The following is an 18,397-nucleotide window of genomic DNA, read 5'->3' on the forward strand; positions in this document are numbered from 1 at the left end:
ATGGCAGATTTTAAAATGCCACGCCACTTCGGGCCTTCGCGCTTTCATACAGCACCCACTATTCAGGATTCACTATGTCACTCTCCAATACCGCTATCGAGCCATTGTGCTTTCGCGAAGCGCTCGGGCACTACGCATCCGGTATCACGGTGATTACATCCCACGTGGATGACGAGCCGATTGGCTTTACTTGCCAGTCATTCTATAGCGTGTCGATGAGCCCGCCGCTGGTGTCATTCAGCGTCATGTCCAACTCGGCCAGCTATCCCAAGATTCGCCAGGCAGGTCGATTCGCGGTGAATATCCTGTCAGTTGAGCAGGTCAGTATTTCCAACCAGTTCGCCCGTCGAGGCACGGATAAATGGCACGGCATCGAATGGCAGGAATCGCCGCTGGGTAATCCGGTCATTGCCGGCAGCCTGCATTGGCTGGATTGTGAAATCCACGCCGAGCACGTCGCGGGTGATCACCTGATCGTGATTGGTGAAGTGAAAGCGCTGGATTTATCCAAAGAAGCTGTTGCGACGCGGCCATTGCTGTATTTCAAAGGGCAATATTGCAACATAGGTGTGCATGGCATCGTTTGAGGGTTTATTTGTACGGCCCTTTTTTATGTCGCTATCTGCCTCCACGACCTGGACTCGAATCGACCCAATTATTAACAGTCATTTGCAAGCTGTTAGGTGCACTGGGGCCACAAAAAAAGGGGACAGATTTATTTTCCGAAAACAAATAAATCCGCCCCCTTTCCCTTTTAATTTTTTTATTCGGAAACCCATATAAAACTCTATATACAGGACACTGATACACGGCAAATTTCACACATTGCAAAGTACCCAAAACCGGTTTACGTTGAGGGAATTTTGCGAGAGAGGGGGGGAGATTTATTTATTCAGAGAATTTAAATCCGCCCCCTTTTTTCGTTTGTCCAACTGGAAAACATTTGATAAAAATGACGTTCTACCTCATCGTTCCTGAGCAACTGATCGCTTGCAAAATCAAAACTATCAGACTTCACTAGCACACAATGCAACGCTTCTGGAATATCATTGACATTAGCAAATTTAGTAGGCACTAGATACCTGAAATAATCCCCCATCTCAGACTTCCCACTATAGCCAACTGGATAGTCCGCGCCTTCGTTATCGCCTTCAACACCATGATATACAAAAAAGCCTTTATTGACGGACAGATTAGCCTCAGCGTAAGACGCTGACTCTGCCAAATCAAACTCAAGGTGCTCAACCACACTGTCTTTTGATTGGAGGTGCCCATACCGCCAAGCAGAATACAAGTCGACCTTGAGTTCTCCCTGTTTATTCGGCGTATCGCTCAAAAACTCAGAAGACTCGTCCCACATAAACTCAGACATCTTATCAAGTAAAGCTTCCACGTTTTCTGTGCTCAACAATATCCTTGGCAATTCTCCGTAGCAGTTATTTACCATCACTGCGATCTTACCCGCCTTATCTATTGCGAACCACGTGACTATCGTTCCAAACCCAGGCCGCCACTCTGCATTCAATAAACTCATTAGAGATCTCCTCGTGGCCAGGTTACGCTGCAGTTTGTACAGGTCGGAATTATCGCTGCGTCAGGAATACGGTCCTTTCCCCACACATCACGTGGACGGACCGCGTCAGTAAACTTTATCCCCGAGGGATCAACTCCTTGCCTGACAAGAGAATCCGCAGCCGATACTTCTGCACAGGCACCCGCCTTGTTTTTGCAAAAGTCGGTAAACTCTCCGATCTTCACACCCAACTTATCCTCAATATATTTTACTGTGTTCGGATGCAACATATCGGCCGCTATGGCGCCATTGCTACTTCCTATCGCCGTCTTGCCCGTGACAGGGTCATATGCACCCACCATCGTTGCTTGTTTACTTGCCTGTGTTTTTGAAGATATCTTGTTAATTTCATCTAATAAATCTTGTCGAGCTTGAGTGGCCGCCTTTTCAATTTGACTGGCATTAGGTAAGCCCAATGGTGCCGTACTAACCTTAGAATAAGAAGCAAGCTCACTCGTTCCATCAGCGTACACAACCTTCATCGTATCGTCACTGACCGTGACAATACTGCCCTTGGGGATCACTTTCCCACTCTTCAGCGTTACGCTCTCACTGAGCTCGACTGTAGTATTGGCCTGAATCGTGGCGCTTTTAACGTATTGGGGGCCACCCACCGGCACGTGATTGGGCACATCAATCGGATGTGGCACATCAGGATTTGGCCCAACACGTTCAAACTTGGCCAGCTTACCCTCAACACCTCCCGCAGCCTTGGTGGCGGCAGCAATCTCTTTAAAGCCATTGATAGAGACCTCGACGCCAGCTTTAGAAAGTGTTGACGCACCCTGAGCAGCTCCCACTGTTCCGCCGGTAGCAATGACTTGGGCATACAACGCCACCGCCTCGCCCATTTGCTTACCAAGCTTCTCGGCGTTTTCATCACCACCGACAACCAGCGCATCGCGAAGCTGACTGATTTGCGCCTTGAAGCCAGCGGCAGCCTTACCGAAGAGCTTCTCCCCCTCGACTGACAATATGAACGCGTTCATAGCGTCAATGCTTGCAACTGGATCGCGCAACACTCCCACTGCACCGTTCAGAGTATCTATGCCTGCGCCGGCCATACTGTCTTTGAAACTATTGAAGAGCGCACTGGCTGAAGTCATATCTTGACTACCAGAAATGGATAACCACTTGCCCGTCACCTTCATTTTTTCAGCGAACGTTTCCGCCTCTGCGACCTCCTTGACCATTTGAACTATTTGCTGGGTCGCCAGCCAATTGTTGTCGACGTTCGCAACCGCGGCGTTGCTAGCCGTCGCCGCGCCGTTCGGGTTGCTCATTGCAGCAATGCCGGTCACCATCGACGCGATGATGTTGCGCTTGGCCTCTCGCTCCTCGCTCGTTTCATTAGGGCTGGTTTCGTTAAAAAGGCCTGCGAGCAAACTGCTGGCCGAACCACCCAGCGCACCCGCTGAACAGCTCTGGCTGCTGGCCGCAGCACCGGCACAGCCGAGAATGGCATGCAAGCTGGCGTGCTCGGGGCTGCCTTCTTTCATCCCCTTGATGACCAGTTTGCCGATGTAGTCCGAACCCTGCTGCTGGACGTAGTTAACGACCATGTTCTGCGCAAACTGCGCACCACCACCGGTTACGTTTCCGCTTGCGCCGGCGACCAATGCGGTGGCTATTTGTCGGTAGGTGCCGCCTGCTCCCCAATCAGCAGCAACGGCATTGGCTTGTTTATTCAGGTCCAGGTAGTTCTGGCGATGAACCGCTTGTACGTTAGGGTCGACTTCAGGGTCGCGGGATTTGGCATATTCCTTTTCAGCGTCGCTACGCAGCGCATCTGCCTCGCGGGCGCGGGTCTCCAGATACCCAGCTACGTTCTGAACAAACTTGCCGGTAATCTCGAAACCGACCTGAATCTCCTTCGCGTCGAAAATTGGCTTTAGCTTATTGCTGCCATCTCGATCACTGGACACATCAGTATTGATTGCAGCCACAGCTTGCTCGGCCGTCTGGCCGGTCAACGCCTGCTGCTTGGCGCTGTCAGTCACCGTCACTGCCGCGCCGCTGATACCGCTTAAGGTTTTACTGCTGGAGCTGTCACCGGCATACAGCGCAACAGGCGCGTTGACGCCAAATCCGCCTTTATCAGCCACTGGCGTTCCGGTCTTGGTGGCATCAACGTTGCCGTTTGCATCCCTGCCAACCTTCCCGCCAGCACTGTAGCCACCGCTCAGATTGATACTGGTAGCGTCGTAATCGGCTTTGTTCTTGATGTCCGAACTGGTTAACGTGCCCGTTGTGAGCGTGTTCTTACCATCAGCGACTGCCTTATCAGTGCTGGCGATAATTGCGCCCTTGAGGTCGGTATTACCCTTAACCTCAATCTGGAATCCACCGTCGCGCGCCTTGATGCCCGATTGATCACTGACACTGGCATAGTCGCTGTGCATTTTTTGCTGACCAATGCCACCACTGACACTGCTCATGCCCATGCAGAACGGTGGTATGCAAATGCTGACGCCAACGTTCGCACTCAGTTGTTCCGAGCGATAGGTGCTGGTGTCTTGCAGGCTTTCGATATTGAGATCGCCGCCCACTTTGGCCTGAACCTGCTGACCGGTAACGACCGCACCCTTGAGGTTGGTATCCCCAGCGCTGTCAAGGCGTACCGTCTGTCCAGCCTTAACGGTCGTGTTGGTCTGAGTGACGTCATCACCATCGGACATACCCCGGCCTTTATTGGCCGCCAGGTCCAATGTGAACCCGTTTTGCTGCCCACCAAAACTGAAACCAACTCCAGCACTCCACCCGCTGTTGTTATTGGTGCTCTCCTGATGTGCCGTATTTTGTGCAGCGAGCAGATTGATTTTGCCGTCAGCCTTGAGGTTGGCGTCGCCTCCTGCGTCAATCCGACTGCCCACCACATTTAAATTGCTATCCGCGCCCGCCCCCTTGGCAGTGATGTTGACGTCCCCCCCTGCAACCACGCTGCTGCCGACCACATTGCGACCACTTTGCTCACTCGCACTGTGGCTGCGGCTGTCGCTCAAGTTGACGCTGATCCTCACCCCAGTGAGGTTTTGGTTCATCAACGCCTGGCCACCTTCGATGGCCGCATTGGCACTCATGGCGGCATTCACGGCAGACAGCGCAAGCATGCGGCCGTCGCTGGTTTGTTGGGCCGACTCAACTGTTCCTTGGAGGCTTCGCAACGCGTCAACCATTGGAACGCTGACCGTTCCGCCAATTGCCGTGCGACTGGTACTCGCCGTATTGCTGGCTTTGAGGGTGTCAAAGCCGGCCACGATGTCCACATGCTTGGCTTTGATATCGATATCGCCTTTAGGCGCAACAACCTGGCTGGCAATTTGGGTGTATTGCTCGCCCGCTGACAGGCCGACGTCCCCCCCCAGCGAGGCGATCTGGCTACCCGTTTGACGCGTGGTGTCGCTCTGCTCGGTTTTCTTGGTCTTGACGACACCCGTCGCACTTTGCCACCAGGAACCTACCTCTCCGACCTTTTTGCTATTGGCCTTGGAGTTGGCGCTTTCACTGTTTTCAGCACTGACCACTTCAAGATTGCGCCCCGTGTCGATCCGCAGATCGCGGTCCGTGACCAACGTACTTCCGCGCACGGTGGTATCGCGACCGCTGGTGATCTGCAAGCTATCAGCGCTGATGTCACTGCCGATACTTTGCGAGGCACTTTGCTGGGCCTGCTGGCCTTTCTGAGTCGCCGACATACCAACAGTCAGCGACAGCCCGACTTTGCTGGACTGCTTTGATTGGCTAGAGGTTTGCTGCACCTGCGCCGTGCCGATTTCAACGTCATTGCCAGCGTTGAGCTTTATGGCGCCCTCTGCCCGCAAAGCCGCTGCCTCTAGGGAAATATCGTGATCCGCTTGTAGTTTGATTGACTCGGCAACCAGCTCAGTACTGTTGAGCGTTGTTTGACTACTCGACTGGCTACGAGACTTACTAGAAAACATCCCTTTCTTGGAGGAAGCGCTGGCTTGGCTGGAATAGTTTTGCGCAGCCTCAAGATTGATGTCGTGCCCAGCAGAAGCCAGCAGTTCGCCACCACTGTTGATTTTCGCCCCCTCAAGATTGATATCCTGAGCTGCCGAAACAACAACCTTCTTGCCCGCATCAATAGATGAGCTGATAGCAACATCGCTTTCACTCTCACTCATTTTTGTACTCTTTTTACCCCACGATCCTTTTTTGGTTTTGGAGTAATAGGAGTAATCGCTGTCCTCGGCAGTGTTGAGACTCAAGTCATTACCGGCAAACAGATACGCTTCGTCCCCCGCAGAAACCCGACTAGCCGTAACGGCCAAGTCCTGCCCAGCACTCAACGACACATCCCTTCCGGCTTTTACCGTCGTCGACACCTGACTGACATGGTCTTCCCGAGTCTTGAGCTTCTTCGAGTTGTACGCTGAGTGTTGCTCATCCGCCGCAGAAATCAGGCTTAGATCCCCAGTAGCCGACATAGCCACATCACGTTTGGCCTCAATCTGGCTGGCAATAGCCGTCAAATCCCGACCAGCCACCGCCTTAAGGTCGCGACCCACGGTCACAGAAGAACCGTGCTGGGTCACCGTACTGTTGCTGATGCGACCTCCGGTGTAGCCGGTGACCTGCTCGGCCGATCCAAAGCTTAGGTCGCGCCCGGCCTGGATAGTGGTGTCGCGCCCGCTCTGCAACACTGCGCCCTGGTTTGAGAAGTCCTGCCCCGCCTTGACACTCAGATCATTCGCCGCCTCAACCCGCGCAGCGCTATCCACATAATCGCGATGTTGCGAATACCCCGCCCCTTTGTCATCCCAACCGGTCACGCTGCGTTCGTTGATCACATCACCATTGATGGCGGTCAGCGTCACATCGCGCCCTTTGATGATGCCTCCGGCTTTGTTGACGATGTTGTTGCCCGCCAGCAGGTCCAGGCGGTTGCCTGCTTCGATCAGCCCGCTGTTGGTCACATCATTGGCGGCTTTGGCCGACAGGTTGTTGGTGGCGCGCAGGGTGCCGGCGTTGACCAGGTTTTCACCGGCAATCAGGTTCAGGTCGTTACCGGCGATCAAGGCTCCGGTGGGGGCAAGACGGTTATTGGCCTGGGCCAGGTACAGCACCGGCACCAGGACTTTTTCACCGTTCACTTCGTGCTCTTCCAGCCACACAATGTCATGCGTCAGGGCCGCGACCTGTTGCGAGGTGAGGCTGACGCCCATCGACAGGTTCAGTTGCTGCTTGCTGCTGATGGCGTTGTCCATCAGGTACTTGAACAGTTTTTCGTCGGTGGTCTGGCCGTCGATAAAACGTTGGCCGGTGCGCGCTTGCACGGCCTGCTGAACCAAACGTTGTTCGTACAGGCCATCGCCCAGGCGCTTCCAGCTTTCGTCCGGGTTGTAGCCCAGGCCTTGCAGCAGGTAGTCCGAGCTCATGAATTGCTTGAGGTCGGTAAGTACCGGGTTGGTTTCGATCAGGTATTTGTGCGGCTGCGAGACGGCCCGACTGTCCGGCAGGCCCTGGACGCGGCTGATGGTTTGGCCGGCCAATACCGTGGGCTGGCTGACGGCTGGTGGTTGTACGTGACCGCCAGCGAGTACGTCCTGGGCAGCCGGGGTAAGGCCCGGCAGTTGGGTCTGCGGCGCAGCGATCGCCGTAACGTCGGTACTGCGCGCAATGGTCGACAAGCCCGGCACACTCAGATCAGGGAGCGTTCCGTCTGACGACGTATGCACAACTCTATCGCCTGGCGTGACGGCAGGCAGGTCGATGCCCGGCCGCGAACCATCGACCGCAGGCTGGGAAGCACCCGCGGGATTGCGCGCGTCAATGCCGTCAACGCGGGTGATGTCGGCACCGTTGGTGCGTCCCGGTAGCCGGGTTTGCACATCGGCGCTGCCTACACCGCCGGTATCGATGGCACTGGCGACCGCATTAAGCAAACCCGCTTCACGGGCAGCCACGGCGACCTGACGCGTGCTGGTGGCGACTTGCGCCGCCTCGCCGACTTGAATCACGCGTCCATGGGTGGATGGCAGCGCTTGCTGGCGCTGGCTTGGATCAAGGCTGGCACTGCCCAGCGTCCAATTCTGATTAACAGTGCCCGTCTGCCCCGTGGTGCCGCTTTGACCACTTAAACGAAACAACCCGTTCTGCCCGCTGGGCAAACCGAAGCCCGGCAGGGTCAGGGGGTTGACCTGCTGTTGGGCAAGGTCGGGTGGCAACTGTGCATTGAGCACCACCACCTGGGTTTTATTGGCGCCTACGCCGGTGTCCAGCGAACGCCCACCCACCGCCAGCGCGGTCTTGATCACGTTGATGTTGTTGATGCTTTTACTGGCGGTGAGCGCAGCGTTGCCACCGGCCTGAATAATCGCCGGGGCCACCACTTGGGTGCCGCCTTGTACGGCAATGGGCTGGTTGATGCCGGGAAACAGCGATGGACTGAACCGCGCCATCAAGGCCGCAAACGCCGCCTCATCCACTGGCGAGCCCTGCGGGTGCGCGCGGTTATAGGCCTGCACCGCCGCGACCATCTGGTTGTACTGGCCTTTGGAGATTTTGGTAATGCCGCTGTATTCCTGGCTCTGGGAGCCGGAACCACCGGTAGCTGCCTGGTTGAGGATGTTTTCGCCAGTAATCGATAGGTCATTGGCGGCCGACACCACGCTGTAGCGGTTGGTGAAGTTCTGCCCGGTTACCACCATGTTGCGCCCGGCGCTGAGGGTGGCCGAAGGCGAGTCGATTTCAAGCACACTCGACACGGTACGGCTCAAGGTCACCGCAGGGCGTCGGTCACTCCAACCGCCGCTGCAATGCTGGGTGCACCGAATGCCCACGCCCACGGACGTCAGTTGCTGGTTGAGCTTGAATTTCTCGCGCTCGTTGACCACGTCATTGGCCGCGATTCTGAGGTCGCCCATGCTCTCGATGCTGGCCGAAACGTTACGCACGCTCTGCGCCTGGGTTCCACCGGCTACCCCCGCTACCGTGAGGTTGCCCAGGCTGTAGATGTCCGAATAGTTGTTGGTCAGGCTGCCCAGGTTGAAGGTCGAGTCCTGGCCGCTGAACAGGAATCCGCGTGCGCCGATACCGCTTGCAGCATGATCGTTGAGCAGGCTCTGGGCCGTCAGCACCAGGTTCTGTGAAGCCCCCAACGTGCCGGTGTTAACAATACTGCCGGCGTTGATGCGCAGATCGCCGCTGGAGGTCAAACGCCCACGGTTGAGCAGTTGGCCCCCGGTGGTCAGTTGGGAAGCGCCACCGCCTGCCACGCTGGCAGTTTCATTCACGGTTATCTGCGCGGCGCTCAGGCCCAGGTTGCCCAGGCTGCTATAGCGCCCGTTACCGCCGTAGCTGCCGGCCAGCGTCAGATTGGCCGTGCCGTCACTGGCGATCAGGCCATCGTTGTTCCAGTTGCCGCCGTTGCCCGTCAGGCTGTCGGAAGCGAGTAACTGGCCGCTGGCGGTCTGGTTCAGGGTATTGACGTTGACCGTCAGGCGCCCGGCCTGGATCACGCTGCTGTTGGTCCAGCTGTCTGCGGCCAGGGTCAGGCCGCCACGGGTCACCAGGTTGCCGCCGGCATTGATCAGGTTGGCGGTGGCGATATCAAAAGTGCCGGTGCCGCCGTGCAGCAGGCTACCGCCCTGGTTCAGGAAGCCACCGGCATTCAGGGTCAGGTCAGCGTTGGAGGTTTCCAGTCGACCATTACGGTTATCGAATGCACCGCCGAGCTGGAAGTTGGTTTTGCCGCTGCGGCCCAGCGCGCGCAGTTGCCCGCCTTGGTTGTCGACGCTGCCGCCCGTCACGCTCAGGGTATTGTCGCTTTCAATCACGCCGCTGCGGTTGATCAGCGCGCCACTGGCGCTCAGCTCAACCGCACGACCTGCAATCTGCCCGGCGCTGTTGTCCAGTTGCACACCACTGACTCGCATCAAGCCGGTGGCATACACCCCGCCATTGGCATTGGCGAAGTAGTTGGCGTTGACCACTGCATCGCCGGTCTGCGCAGCGATGAAGCCGCTCTGGTTGTCGAGGCGGTTGGCATTCAGGTCAAGGCGATGGGCCTGGAGCGTGCCGCCTTGGTTATTGAGGTCGCCGCTGATGTTCAGGCCCAGGCCGGTCTGGCCCTGCACCTTGCCTTTGGCGTTGTTCAATCCCACCGCGGTCAACTGCACATCGGCGTCCTGGCTGTAGATCAGACCGTCGCTGTTGTTCTGCACGATACCGGTGCTGGTGATCGCTACGCGGTCTTTACCAGCGAGGGTGCCGCTGCCACTGTTGTTCAGGCCACCGCTGAACAGCGTCAACAGACTTTGGCTGATGATTTTGCCCTTGGCGTCGTTGTTGACCTGCATCGCCCGTTGCAGCAGCAATGGGCCGGAACTGGCAATGCTGCCGCCGCTGTTGTTGAGGGTGCCGAGCAGGTTGAGGGTCAGGCGGCCGTTGGTGGCCAATGTACCGCCGTTGTTGTTCAGGTCGGTGCCGGTGACGGTCATCGCTTGTTGGGCGTTGATCGTGCTTTGGTTGGTCAGCGTTGCCGCCTGCAGATCCAGCGTGGTGCCACTTTCTATCAAACCGCCATCGACGTTGGTCAACGCACCGGCCACGTTGAGCGTTTGCCCGTCGCCACTGGACAGTACGCCTTTGCCACCGTTATCCAGGCTGGCGGCACTGACGCCCAAACGGCCTTGGCTAACCAGCGCGCCTTCGTTGTTGTTCTGCAACGCGCCGCTCAGGCGCACATCAATTGCACCGCTACGGCTGGAGAGCGTGCCGTTGTCACGGTTGTCTAGGTTGTCACCCCTGACGTTCAGACCTTGCCAGCCGGACAGCAGGCCTCTTGCGGAGTTGTTCATCGTGGACGCGTTGACGGTCAGCACTTGGCTGCTGATCAGCTTGCCGGCGCTGTTGTCCAGGTTGCGCGCCGTCAGGGCGAAGCTTTGCTGGCTGGAGATTTCGCCGCCCTGGTTATTCAGGTCACGCAGGTTTTTCAGGGTCAGCGGGCCGTTAGTCAGCAGCAGGCCGTTGCGGTTGTCCAAGTCGCTGTTGTTGAGGTCCAGGGTCATCCCCTGCTCGCCCACGACGCGACCGCCCGCCAGCGCCAAAGCGTTGAGGTTTGCGGTCAACACGCCTTTGGCCGAGACTTCGCCGCCGTTGCCCGTGTGGAGGCTGGCAGCGTTGAGGTTCAGGGATTGCTTGGCACTGATCAAGCCTTGGTCCTGGTTGTTCAGCAGGCCATCGCTGGTCAGTTGCAAGTCGCTGCGGCTATTGAGCGTGCCGCCACGGTTGTCGACGGAGCCTGCGTGAGCGTCGAGGCTGGCGGCGCCGATCAGGCCTTTCAAGTTCGCCAGGGCTTGATTGACGCGCAGGGTCAGGGCCTGGTTACTCAGCAGCTTGCCGTTGCTGTTATCCAGACTTTGCGCGGCCAAGGTGAAGGCTTGGGCGCTGGAGATTTCACCGTCCTGATTATTGACACTGTTGAGGTTGTTGAGCGCCAGCGGGCCAATAGCGTTGATCAATCCGCCTCTGTTGTTCAGTTGGCCGTTGTTCAGGTCCAGACTCAAACCCGCGTTGCTGAACAGCTTGCCGCCCTGCTGATCCAAACCCGTGACGCTGGCGGTCAGTGCCTTGGCGCTGCCGATGCTGCCGCCATTGTTCAACTGTGCGGTGGTCAGGGCCAGGGTGTCGCCGCTGTTGAGACGGCCGGTTTGGTTGTTCAGCTCCCCCGTGGTGATGGCGACAGGGCCTTTGCCGCTGATGACGCCTTGCCTGTTGCCAAGATTGGCGCTTTGCAGTGTCAGGCCGCCGTCGGTGAGCAATTTACCTTCGCTGTTGTTAAGGCTGTCGGTGACGGCGACGCTCAAACCATTGGCGCTGGACAGGCTGCCCTTGCTGTTGTTCAGGCTGCGGGCGTTGACGGCCAACGCACCTTCGCTGCCAAGTACGCCCTGGCTGTTATCGAAGTCGCCTGCGAGGTCCAGCTTCAGCGACTCTTGGCTGAGCAGCTTGCCGCCGTTGTTATCCAGCGATGTGCCGGTCAGGATCAAGCGTTGGCCGTTGAGTTCGCCGAGGGTGCGGTTGATGAGTTGATCAACGGCGAGGTTCAACGTCCCGCCTGCGAACACCATGCCCTTGTCGCTGTTGTTGAGTTGTTGGCCGATGACGCTGACGTCGGCGTTGCTGGTCAGTTCACCGCTGCGGTTGTCGACAGTCGCCACGTCGAGTTTCAGCGCTTTTGTGGCGCCTACCAGACCGTTGCGGTTATCGAGATTTGCGCCGCTCAGGTTGAGGGCGTCGGTGCTGATCAGTTTGCCGTTCTGGTTGTCGAGTTTGCTGGCGTTGATCGTCGCAAGCGCCTTGCCCGCGATCTCGCCGCTGCGGTTGTCCAGCGCTGCGCTGGTCAGCAACAAGGCACCGTCGGCGATCACGCTGCCGCGTTTGTTATCGAACCATTCGCTGGCGCTGAGGGTGACATCGCCACGCCCACTGAGCAGGCCTTCGGTGTTGTCCAGGCGAGTGCTGCGGGCATCGAGGCTGGCGGCGTTGATATGGCCTTTGAGGTTGGCCAGCAGTTGGTCGACGCGCAGGGTCAGTGCCTGGTTGCTGATCAGTTTGCCGTTGCTGTTATCGAGGTTTTTTGCGACCAGGGTGAAGGCGTTTTGGCTGGAGATTTCGCCGTGCTGGTTGTTGATAGTGGCGAGGTTGTCGAGTGTCAGCAGGGGTGCGTTGATCACCCCTGCGTTGACCAGTTCACCGTTGTGCAGGTCAAGGTTGAGTTGCGTGGTGCTGACCAGTTCGGCGCCGCCCCATTGCGTCAGGCCGGTGAGGCTGGCATTCATGGCGCCGACGCTGCCGATATGCCCGCTATTGTTGAGCTGGGTGGCGCTGAGGTCGAGCTTGTCGGCGCTGATCACGCGGCCGTCGATGCCGTTGGTGAACAGTCCGGTGTTGACCGTGGCCAGACGTTGGCTTTTGAGCAGGCCGTTAGTGTTCTCCAGGCTGGTACTGGTCACTGTGAGGTTTTGGCCGCTTTCGACGGTGCCACCTTGGTTGATTAGCGCCGCTGCGCTCGCAAGGGTCAGCGGTCCTGCGCTGGAAATCTTGCCGCGGGTGTTGTCGATGCGCTGGCCTGCCAGCGCCATCGAGCCTTCGCTGGTGAGCTTGCCGCCGGTGTTGTCCAGGCCTGCCTTCAGTTGAAGTGCCAAAGCACGCTGAGCGCCAACAGTGCCATCGGTGTTATCTACAGCAGTGCCGGTAAGCCGGGCGTCCTGGGCAAAGATCAAACCTTTGGCCTGATTGATCACCTCGGCCATCGCCAATTCCAGCCCAGTACCGGCCAACAACTTGCCGCCACTGTTATTTAGACGCGTGCCGCTGAACTCGATGTTCTGCTGGCTGGAGATTTCCCCGCTGCGGTTGTCGGTGCTGCCGACCTTGAGTTTCAGCACTTTTGTCGCGGCGAGCAGGCCGCCGTTTTGGTTATCCAACGTGTCAGCGTTGAGGCTCAGATTGCCCTGGGCGACCCACTGACCGCCCTGCTGATTGAGCACACCAACCGTGGCGTCCAGATCATCCTGGCTGGCGATGCGCCCCTTGGCGTTTTCGACGGTATCGAGGGTCAGGCGTACCGGGCCCATCGCGCTGGTCAGGCCGTTCTGGTTGTTCAAAGACTGGCCGGCAAGTGCCAGCGCCTGCTTGCTGTTAAGCACGCCTTCGCGGTTGTCGAGTTGGCTGACGCGCAGGTTCAGGCCCTGATTGGCGCGCACCGCGCCGCCACGGTTGTCCAAGCTATTGCTGCGTAGCGTCAGCAGGTTCTGTCCGGACAGGCGACCGGCGCGGTTATCCACACTCCCCGCCTGGATGTCCATCACGCCTTTGGCGAGCACAGCGCCTTTGGCTTGGTTATCAAGCAGGCCGTCGACCTTCACCGTCAGGCTGCCATCGGTCGCCAGGCTGCCGGACTGGCTGTTATCCAGGCTGGCCGCGGTCACGTTCAAACGCTGGCCGGCACCCAAGGTGCCGCCTTGGTTGGACAGCGCGCCGGTGGTGGTCAGGTCGAGGCTGATGTCGCCCATCACATGACCGTCGTTGCGGTTGTTCAGGGTCATCGCATTGACCACTGTGGCGCCGCTGCTGGAAACTTCGCCGTCGTCGTTAAGCAGGTCGGCCCCCAACGTTAACGCGAGGTCTTTGGAACTGCTGAATACGCCGCTGGTGTTATCCAGTCGTTCTGCTTGAGCAGTCAGGCCTGCCGCAGCAATGACGCCCTTGAGGTTGATCAGCGCTTGGTCGACTTTGAGGGTCAGCGCCTGATCGCTGAGCACATGGCCGTCGCTGTTATCCAGACTTTGCGCGGCCAGGACGAAGCTACGCTCGCTGGAAATCTCGCCATGCTGGTTGGCGACGGAGGCGAGGTTTTTCAACAGCAATTGCCCCGGCGCGTGGATCAGGCCACCGGCGTTATTGAGAGCGCCGAGGTTCATGTCCAGGCTTAAATCGCGGGTGCTGTAGAGCTGGCCACCGTTGCGCTGATCCAGGCCGGTGAGGCTGGCGGTCAGTGCCTTGTTACTGGCGATATGGCCGTCAAAACGGTTATCCACCTGCCCTGCCGTCAGCTCCAGGAGATCGGCACTGGTGAGGCGCCCGCCGCTTTGGTTATTCAATGCACCGGTCGTGATCCGCACAGCGCCGTCGCCGATTATTTTGCCGCCGCTGTTGTCGATACTGGCGCTGCTCACGGTCAACGCCATCGCGCTAAGCAGTTCGCCGTTGCGGTTGCTCAGAACGCCGTTGGCGGTCAGATTCAACGCCGCGCCGCTGCTGAGGCGGCCGCCGTCGTTGTTCAGTGTGGCGGTTTGCAGGGTCAGGCGCTTGTCACTGCGCACGGTGCCTTGCTGGTTGTTCAGTTGGTCGAGTTCCAGACTCAGTGCGCCGTTCGCCAGAAGGCGACCTTTGAGGCTGTTGTCGAACTGCTTGCCGTTGAGCGACAGGTCGGAAAGGCTGGAAACTTCGCCGCCTTGGTTGTTCAGGCGATCAACTTTCATCACCAGCGACTGGCGTGCATTGAGCAAGCCACCCTCGCGGTTATCCAGTTGCGTGCCGCTTACCTGCATCGGCCCGGCTGCCGTTACGCTGCCGCCACGGTTATCGAATTGACCCATCGCCAGGTCCGCCTGCTGACCGCTGACAAAACGGCCGCCACGGTTGATCGCGATACCACGGGTGGTGACGTCAAGTAACCGGTCCCCTTGCAACAGCCCTTGGCTGTTATCCAGGCTCATACTGCTCAAGGTGGTGGTAGCACCGATGATTTCACCGTGGCGATTGTCCAGGGCCGTGTCGACGGACAGCGTCAGATCATCGCGGACTTTGAGCTTGCCTTCGGCGTTAACCAGGCTGTTTGCGTGCAGGTCCAAACCCGTGGCGGCGACCAAGCCTTTGATGTTGTCCAGCGCGTTGGCAACGCGCACCACAAGCCCTTGCTCGCTGAGCAACTTGCCGCCCCGGTTGTCGAGGCTGCCGGCGGTAAACACCAGGGCCTGGGCACTGGAAATTTCCCCGCCCTGGTTATCGACACTGCTTAAATTGCTCAGTAGCAGTGCACCCGGCGCATGAATCAAACCACCTTGGTTATTCAGGTGACCGTGGTTCAGGTCCAGGTCTACACCTGCCTGGCTGTGGATATTGCCTTTGGCACTGTTATCCAGGCTTGCCGCGCTCACCCGCAATGGGCCGGTTGCACTGAACAGACCGGCCTGGTTCAGCAAGTGCGCGCTGATCAACGCGGTAAGGCGACCGTCGCTGGTCAGCTTCCCGCCACTGTTGTCCAAGCGCGTCGCGGTGATGTCCATCGCCTGCCCGGCGAACAGCGTGCCCTGGCGATTGTCGATCAGGCCCACGCTGTTGAGCGAGAGTATCGCGTCGCCTTGCAGCAGGCCCTCGCGGTTATCCAGCGACGTACTGTTGACCGATGCCGTGCGCGCCAACAGCTTGCCACTGCGGTTATCCAATGCTCCGTCGATCTGCGCGATCAAGCCATCGCCGGCGCTGAGCGTGCCACCTTGGTTAGCCAGGCCGGCGGCGCGCACATCCAGGGTTTTAGCCGAGATCAAGCCTTGCGTGTTATCGAGTGCGCGGGCGATGCGCACGGTCAAACCCTGCTCGCTGAGGAGCTTGGCGTGGTGGTTATTCAGGGTGTCCGCGGCCAGGGTGAACGCCTGGGTGCTGGAAATTTCGCCGCCCTGGTTATCGACGCTGGCGAGGTTGCTCAGCAGTAATTGGCCAGGGGCGTTGATCGTGCCACCCTGGTTATTCAAATGACCGTTATTAAGATTGAGGCGCACATCCCCCTGGCCGAAAAAACGACCATCGTTGTGCTGATCAAGACCACTGACGCCAGCATTCAGCATTTGGCCCGCGCTAATGCGGCCGCCCTCACTGTTATCCACTTGGCCGGCGTTCAAGTTGAATGCGCCATCACCGCGCAAGGTGCCACGCTGGTTATTCAGCGGACCACTCGATTGCACAGTGAGGTTATGGGCGACAAGCGTGCCTTGTTGGTTATCAAGGCGGCCCAGGTTGAGGCGTGCATCACCTTTGGCGGCAAACAGACCGGTCTGGTTGAGCAATTGTCCGGTGATCGCCGCGACCAACGCGCCGTCGCTGGTGAGCGTGCCTGCGCTGTTGTCCAGGCGGGATGCATTGAGGGTAGCGGTTGCACCTGCCGCCAATGTCCCGCGCTGGTTGGACACCACACCGCTGTTGAGCACCAGGGCGCGATCACCTTGCAGGCGGCCGCGGTCGTTGTTCAATTCACCCGTGGTGGACGCGAGGTCGGTGGCCAGAAGCTCGCCGCTGCGATTGTCCAGCAGGCCTGCGGTATTCGCCGTCAGACGATTACGTGCGCTGAGCTTGCCGCCCTGGTTGTTCAGGTTGGCGGCGTTGATGTCGAGGTTTGACGCCGAAACCAGGCCCAAAGCATTGTTCATCGCGCCGGCGATACGCAGGGTCAGATCTTGGTCGCTGAGCACTTTACCCGCGCCGTTATCGAGGCGGTTGGCGGCCAAGAGGAATGACCGCGTGCTGGAGATTTCCCCTTGGCGGTTATCGACCGTATTGAGGTTATCAAGGGTCAATTGACCGCTGGCGTTGATCTGGCCGTTGCGGTTATCCCAGTGCCCTTGGTTGAGGTTCAGCGTCAGTGAGTCTTGGCTGGTGAGCGAGCCTTTTTGGCTGTTGTCGAGGGCGCCACTATTGATCTGTACTGTCTGACGCGCAGCAATTCGGCCACCCTGGTTATTGATCAAACCTGATGCGTTGAGGCTCAACGACTGCCCGGCCGACACCAGGCCTGCCACGTTATCCAACGCTACCAATTGCAGCGTGACCTGCGCCTGGCTCGACAGCTCGCCGCTGCGGTTGATCAATTGCCCGATACCCGCCGTCAGGTTGCCGGTGCTGGTGACCAATCCGCGTTGGCTGTTAAGCAGTTGATCCGCGTTGATTCTGAGGTTGCCTGCGCTGAGAATGCGGCCTTGGTTTTGGTTATCGAGTTGGGTGGCGGTCAGTTGGGCTGCCCGTTGGGCACTCAGGGTGCCGCCCTGATTGGCCAGCTCGCCCGTGTTGATGGTCAAGTCACGGCTGGCGATCACCGTCTTGCCAGTGTTGTCGATGCTGTGAGCTTTTAAGCGCACATCGCCTTGGGCATTGCGGGTGTTGTCTGCATTGACGCCCGCTTCGATAATCCCGTTATTGGTCAACCGCCCAGCGGCGTCCAGCGTGATGCTGTCCTTGGCTGCCAGGGTTTGCTGATTGGTCAGTGCGCCTTGGGTACTCACCGACAAGTCGGTCCCGGCATACACTGCGCCTTTGGCCTCTACGCTGGCCGCTTTGACCACCACTGCCGTACCGGCTGAGGTTTGGCCCATGACCACGTTACCCGCAGCGTCAATCTGGATATCGCCACCGGCAACCATGTCCCCGGACAGCTTTACGCCGACGCCTGCTTCGGTCCCAACCAGCTTCACCGCCCCCACGTACATGCCGCCCAACGCCGACGAGTCAATCGCCAGGTCCGGCGCCTTGCTGCCGTCCGCTGCACGCGCCGTGGCGTTCAACGTGCGCGCATCCACATCGTTGCGCCCCGCCACGATGGTGAGTTTTTTCGCCTGGATCTGTGCATTGATGGTGGTGGCACGGGTGATGATTTCGAACTGGTCGACGTTGCTGGCGTTGAGGCCGGTGCCTTCAATGGACACGTTGCCCTTGTCCACCTGATAGCGGCTGATCTGGCCGTTTTCGATGACCGCCTTGCCCGTGGTGAGTGTGGCTTGTGGAGTGTTGATAAAACCGCAGCCGTTGCAGCTGATGCCGTAAGGGTTGGCCACGATCACATGGGCCGACTGCCCCGCCACTTCGGTGTAGCCACGCAGTTGGCTGGAGCTGCCGCCATTCACCTCATTGAGAATGACGCTGGCGGCGCTGCCATGGAAATTTGGGTTGCCGACGATAATTCCGCCGAGCTGGGTGGACTGGGTGCGGTCGGTGGCATTGTTGAGGATGACCCCGTTGGCACCGACGTTGTAGTCGTGGAATTGGTTATGCGACAGCCCATTCGCGTTCGGCGCGGCAATATTCACGATCGGTACGCCGTTGCCCGCTTGTCCGAGCGTGGTACCCGGCCCGCTCACTGCAATCCCGTCCGCCTGAGCCAGCAGCGGCTGCCAGAACATGGCGTTGGCCAGTACCAATGCCAACCCGCGCTTGGGCAAGCCCAGGAAGGTGGACCGGTTTTTTACGGCTGCAGAAGGCTGGCGCGCAAGGTAGGCGAACTGGCGAACATCCATGTCATGTCTCGAT

3 protein-coding genes are annotated in these 18,397 nt (G+C 58.6%); 1 reads left to right on the forward strand and 2 read right to left on the reverse strand.

The window, feature by feature from the left end:
* The first annotated feature begins 74 nt into the window (after positions 1 to 74).
* A complete protein-coding gene (locus ACP7C6_RS03955; RefSeq protein ID WP_426108288.1) occupies positions 75 to 587 on the forward strand; it encodes a flavin reductase family protein in 513 nt (170 codons plus the stop codon).
* 314 nt (positions 588 to 901) lie between these two features.
* Here ACP7C6_RS03955 and ACP7C6_RS03960 read toward each other — a convergent pair whose 3' ends face one another.
* Positions 902 to 1,534 (reverse strand): hypothetical protein, encoded by a 633-nt coding sequence (locus ACP7C6_RS03960; RefSeq protein ID WP_426108289.1) that lies wholly within the window; start codon positions 1,532 to 1,534, stop codon positions 902 to 904.
* Positions 1,534 to 18,384 carry a hemagglutinin repeat-containing protein gene (locus ACP7C6_RS03965; protein WP_426108290.1) on the reverse strand — a complete coding sequence of 5,617 codons (16,851 nt, stop codon included), beginning with the start codon at positions 18,382 to 18,384 and terminating at the stop codon, positions 1,534 to 1,536. The genes ACP7C6_RS03960 and ACP7C6_RS03965 overlap by 1 nt, the downstream gene beginning before the upstream one ends.
* Between the last annotated feature and the right edge of the window lie 13 nt (positions 18,385 to 18,397).

This window comes from Pseudomonas sp. TWR1-1-4 (assembly GCF_049897165.1).
Classification (GTDB): Bacteria; Pseudomonadota; Gammaproteobacteria; order Pseudomonadales; family Pseudomonadaceae; genus Aquipseudomonas; species Aquipseudomonas canadensis.

What these genes read in the sequence shown, in the direction of transcription:
- ACP7C6_RS03955 (WP_426108288.1), top strand. Translation starts at nt 75, where the DNA reads ATGTCACTCTCCAATACCGCTATCGAGCCATTGTGCTTTCGCGAAGCG.
- ACP7C6_RS03960 (WP_426108289.1), bottom strand. Translation starts at nt 1,534, where the DNA reads ATGAGTTTATTGAATGCAGAGTGGCGGCCTGGGTTTGGAACGATAGTC.
- ACP7C6_RS03965 (WP_426108290.1), bottom strand. Translation starts at nt 18,384, where the DNA reads ATGGATGTTCGCCAGTTCGCCTACCTTGCGCGCCAGCCTTCTGCAGCC.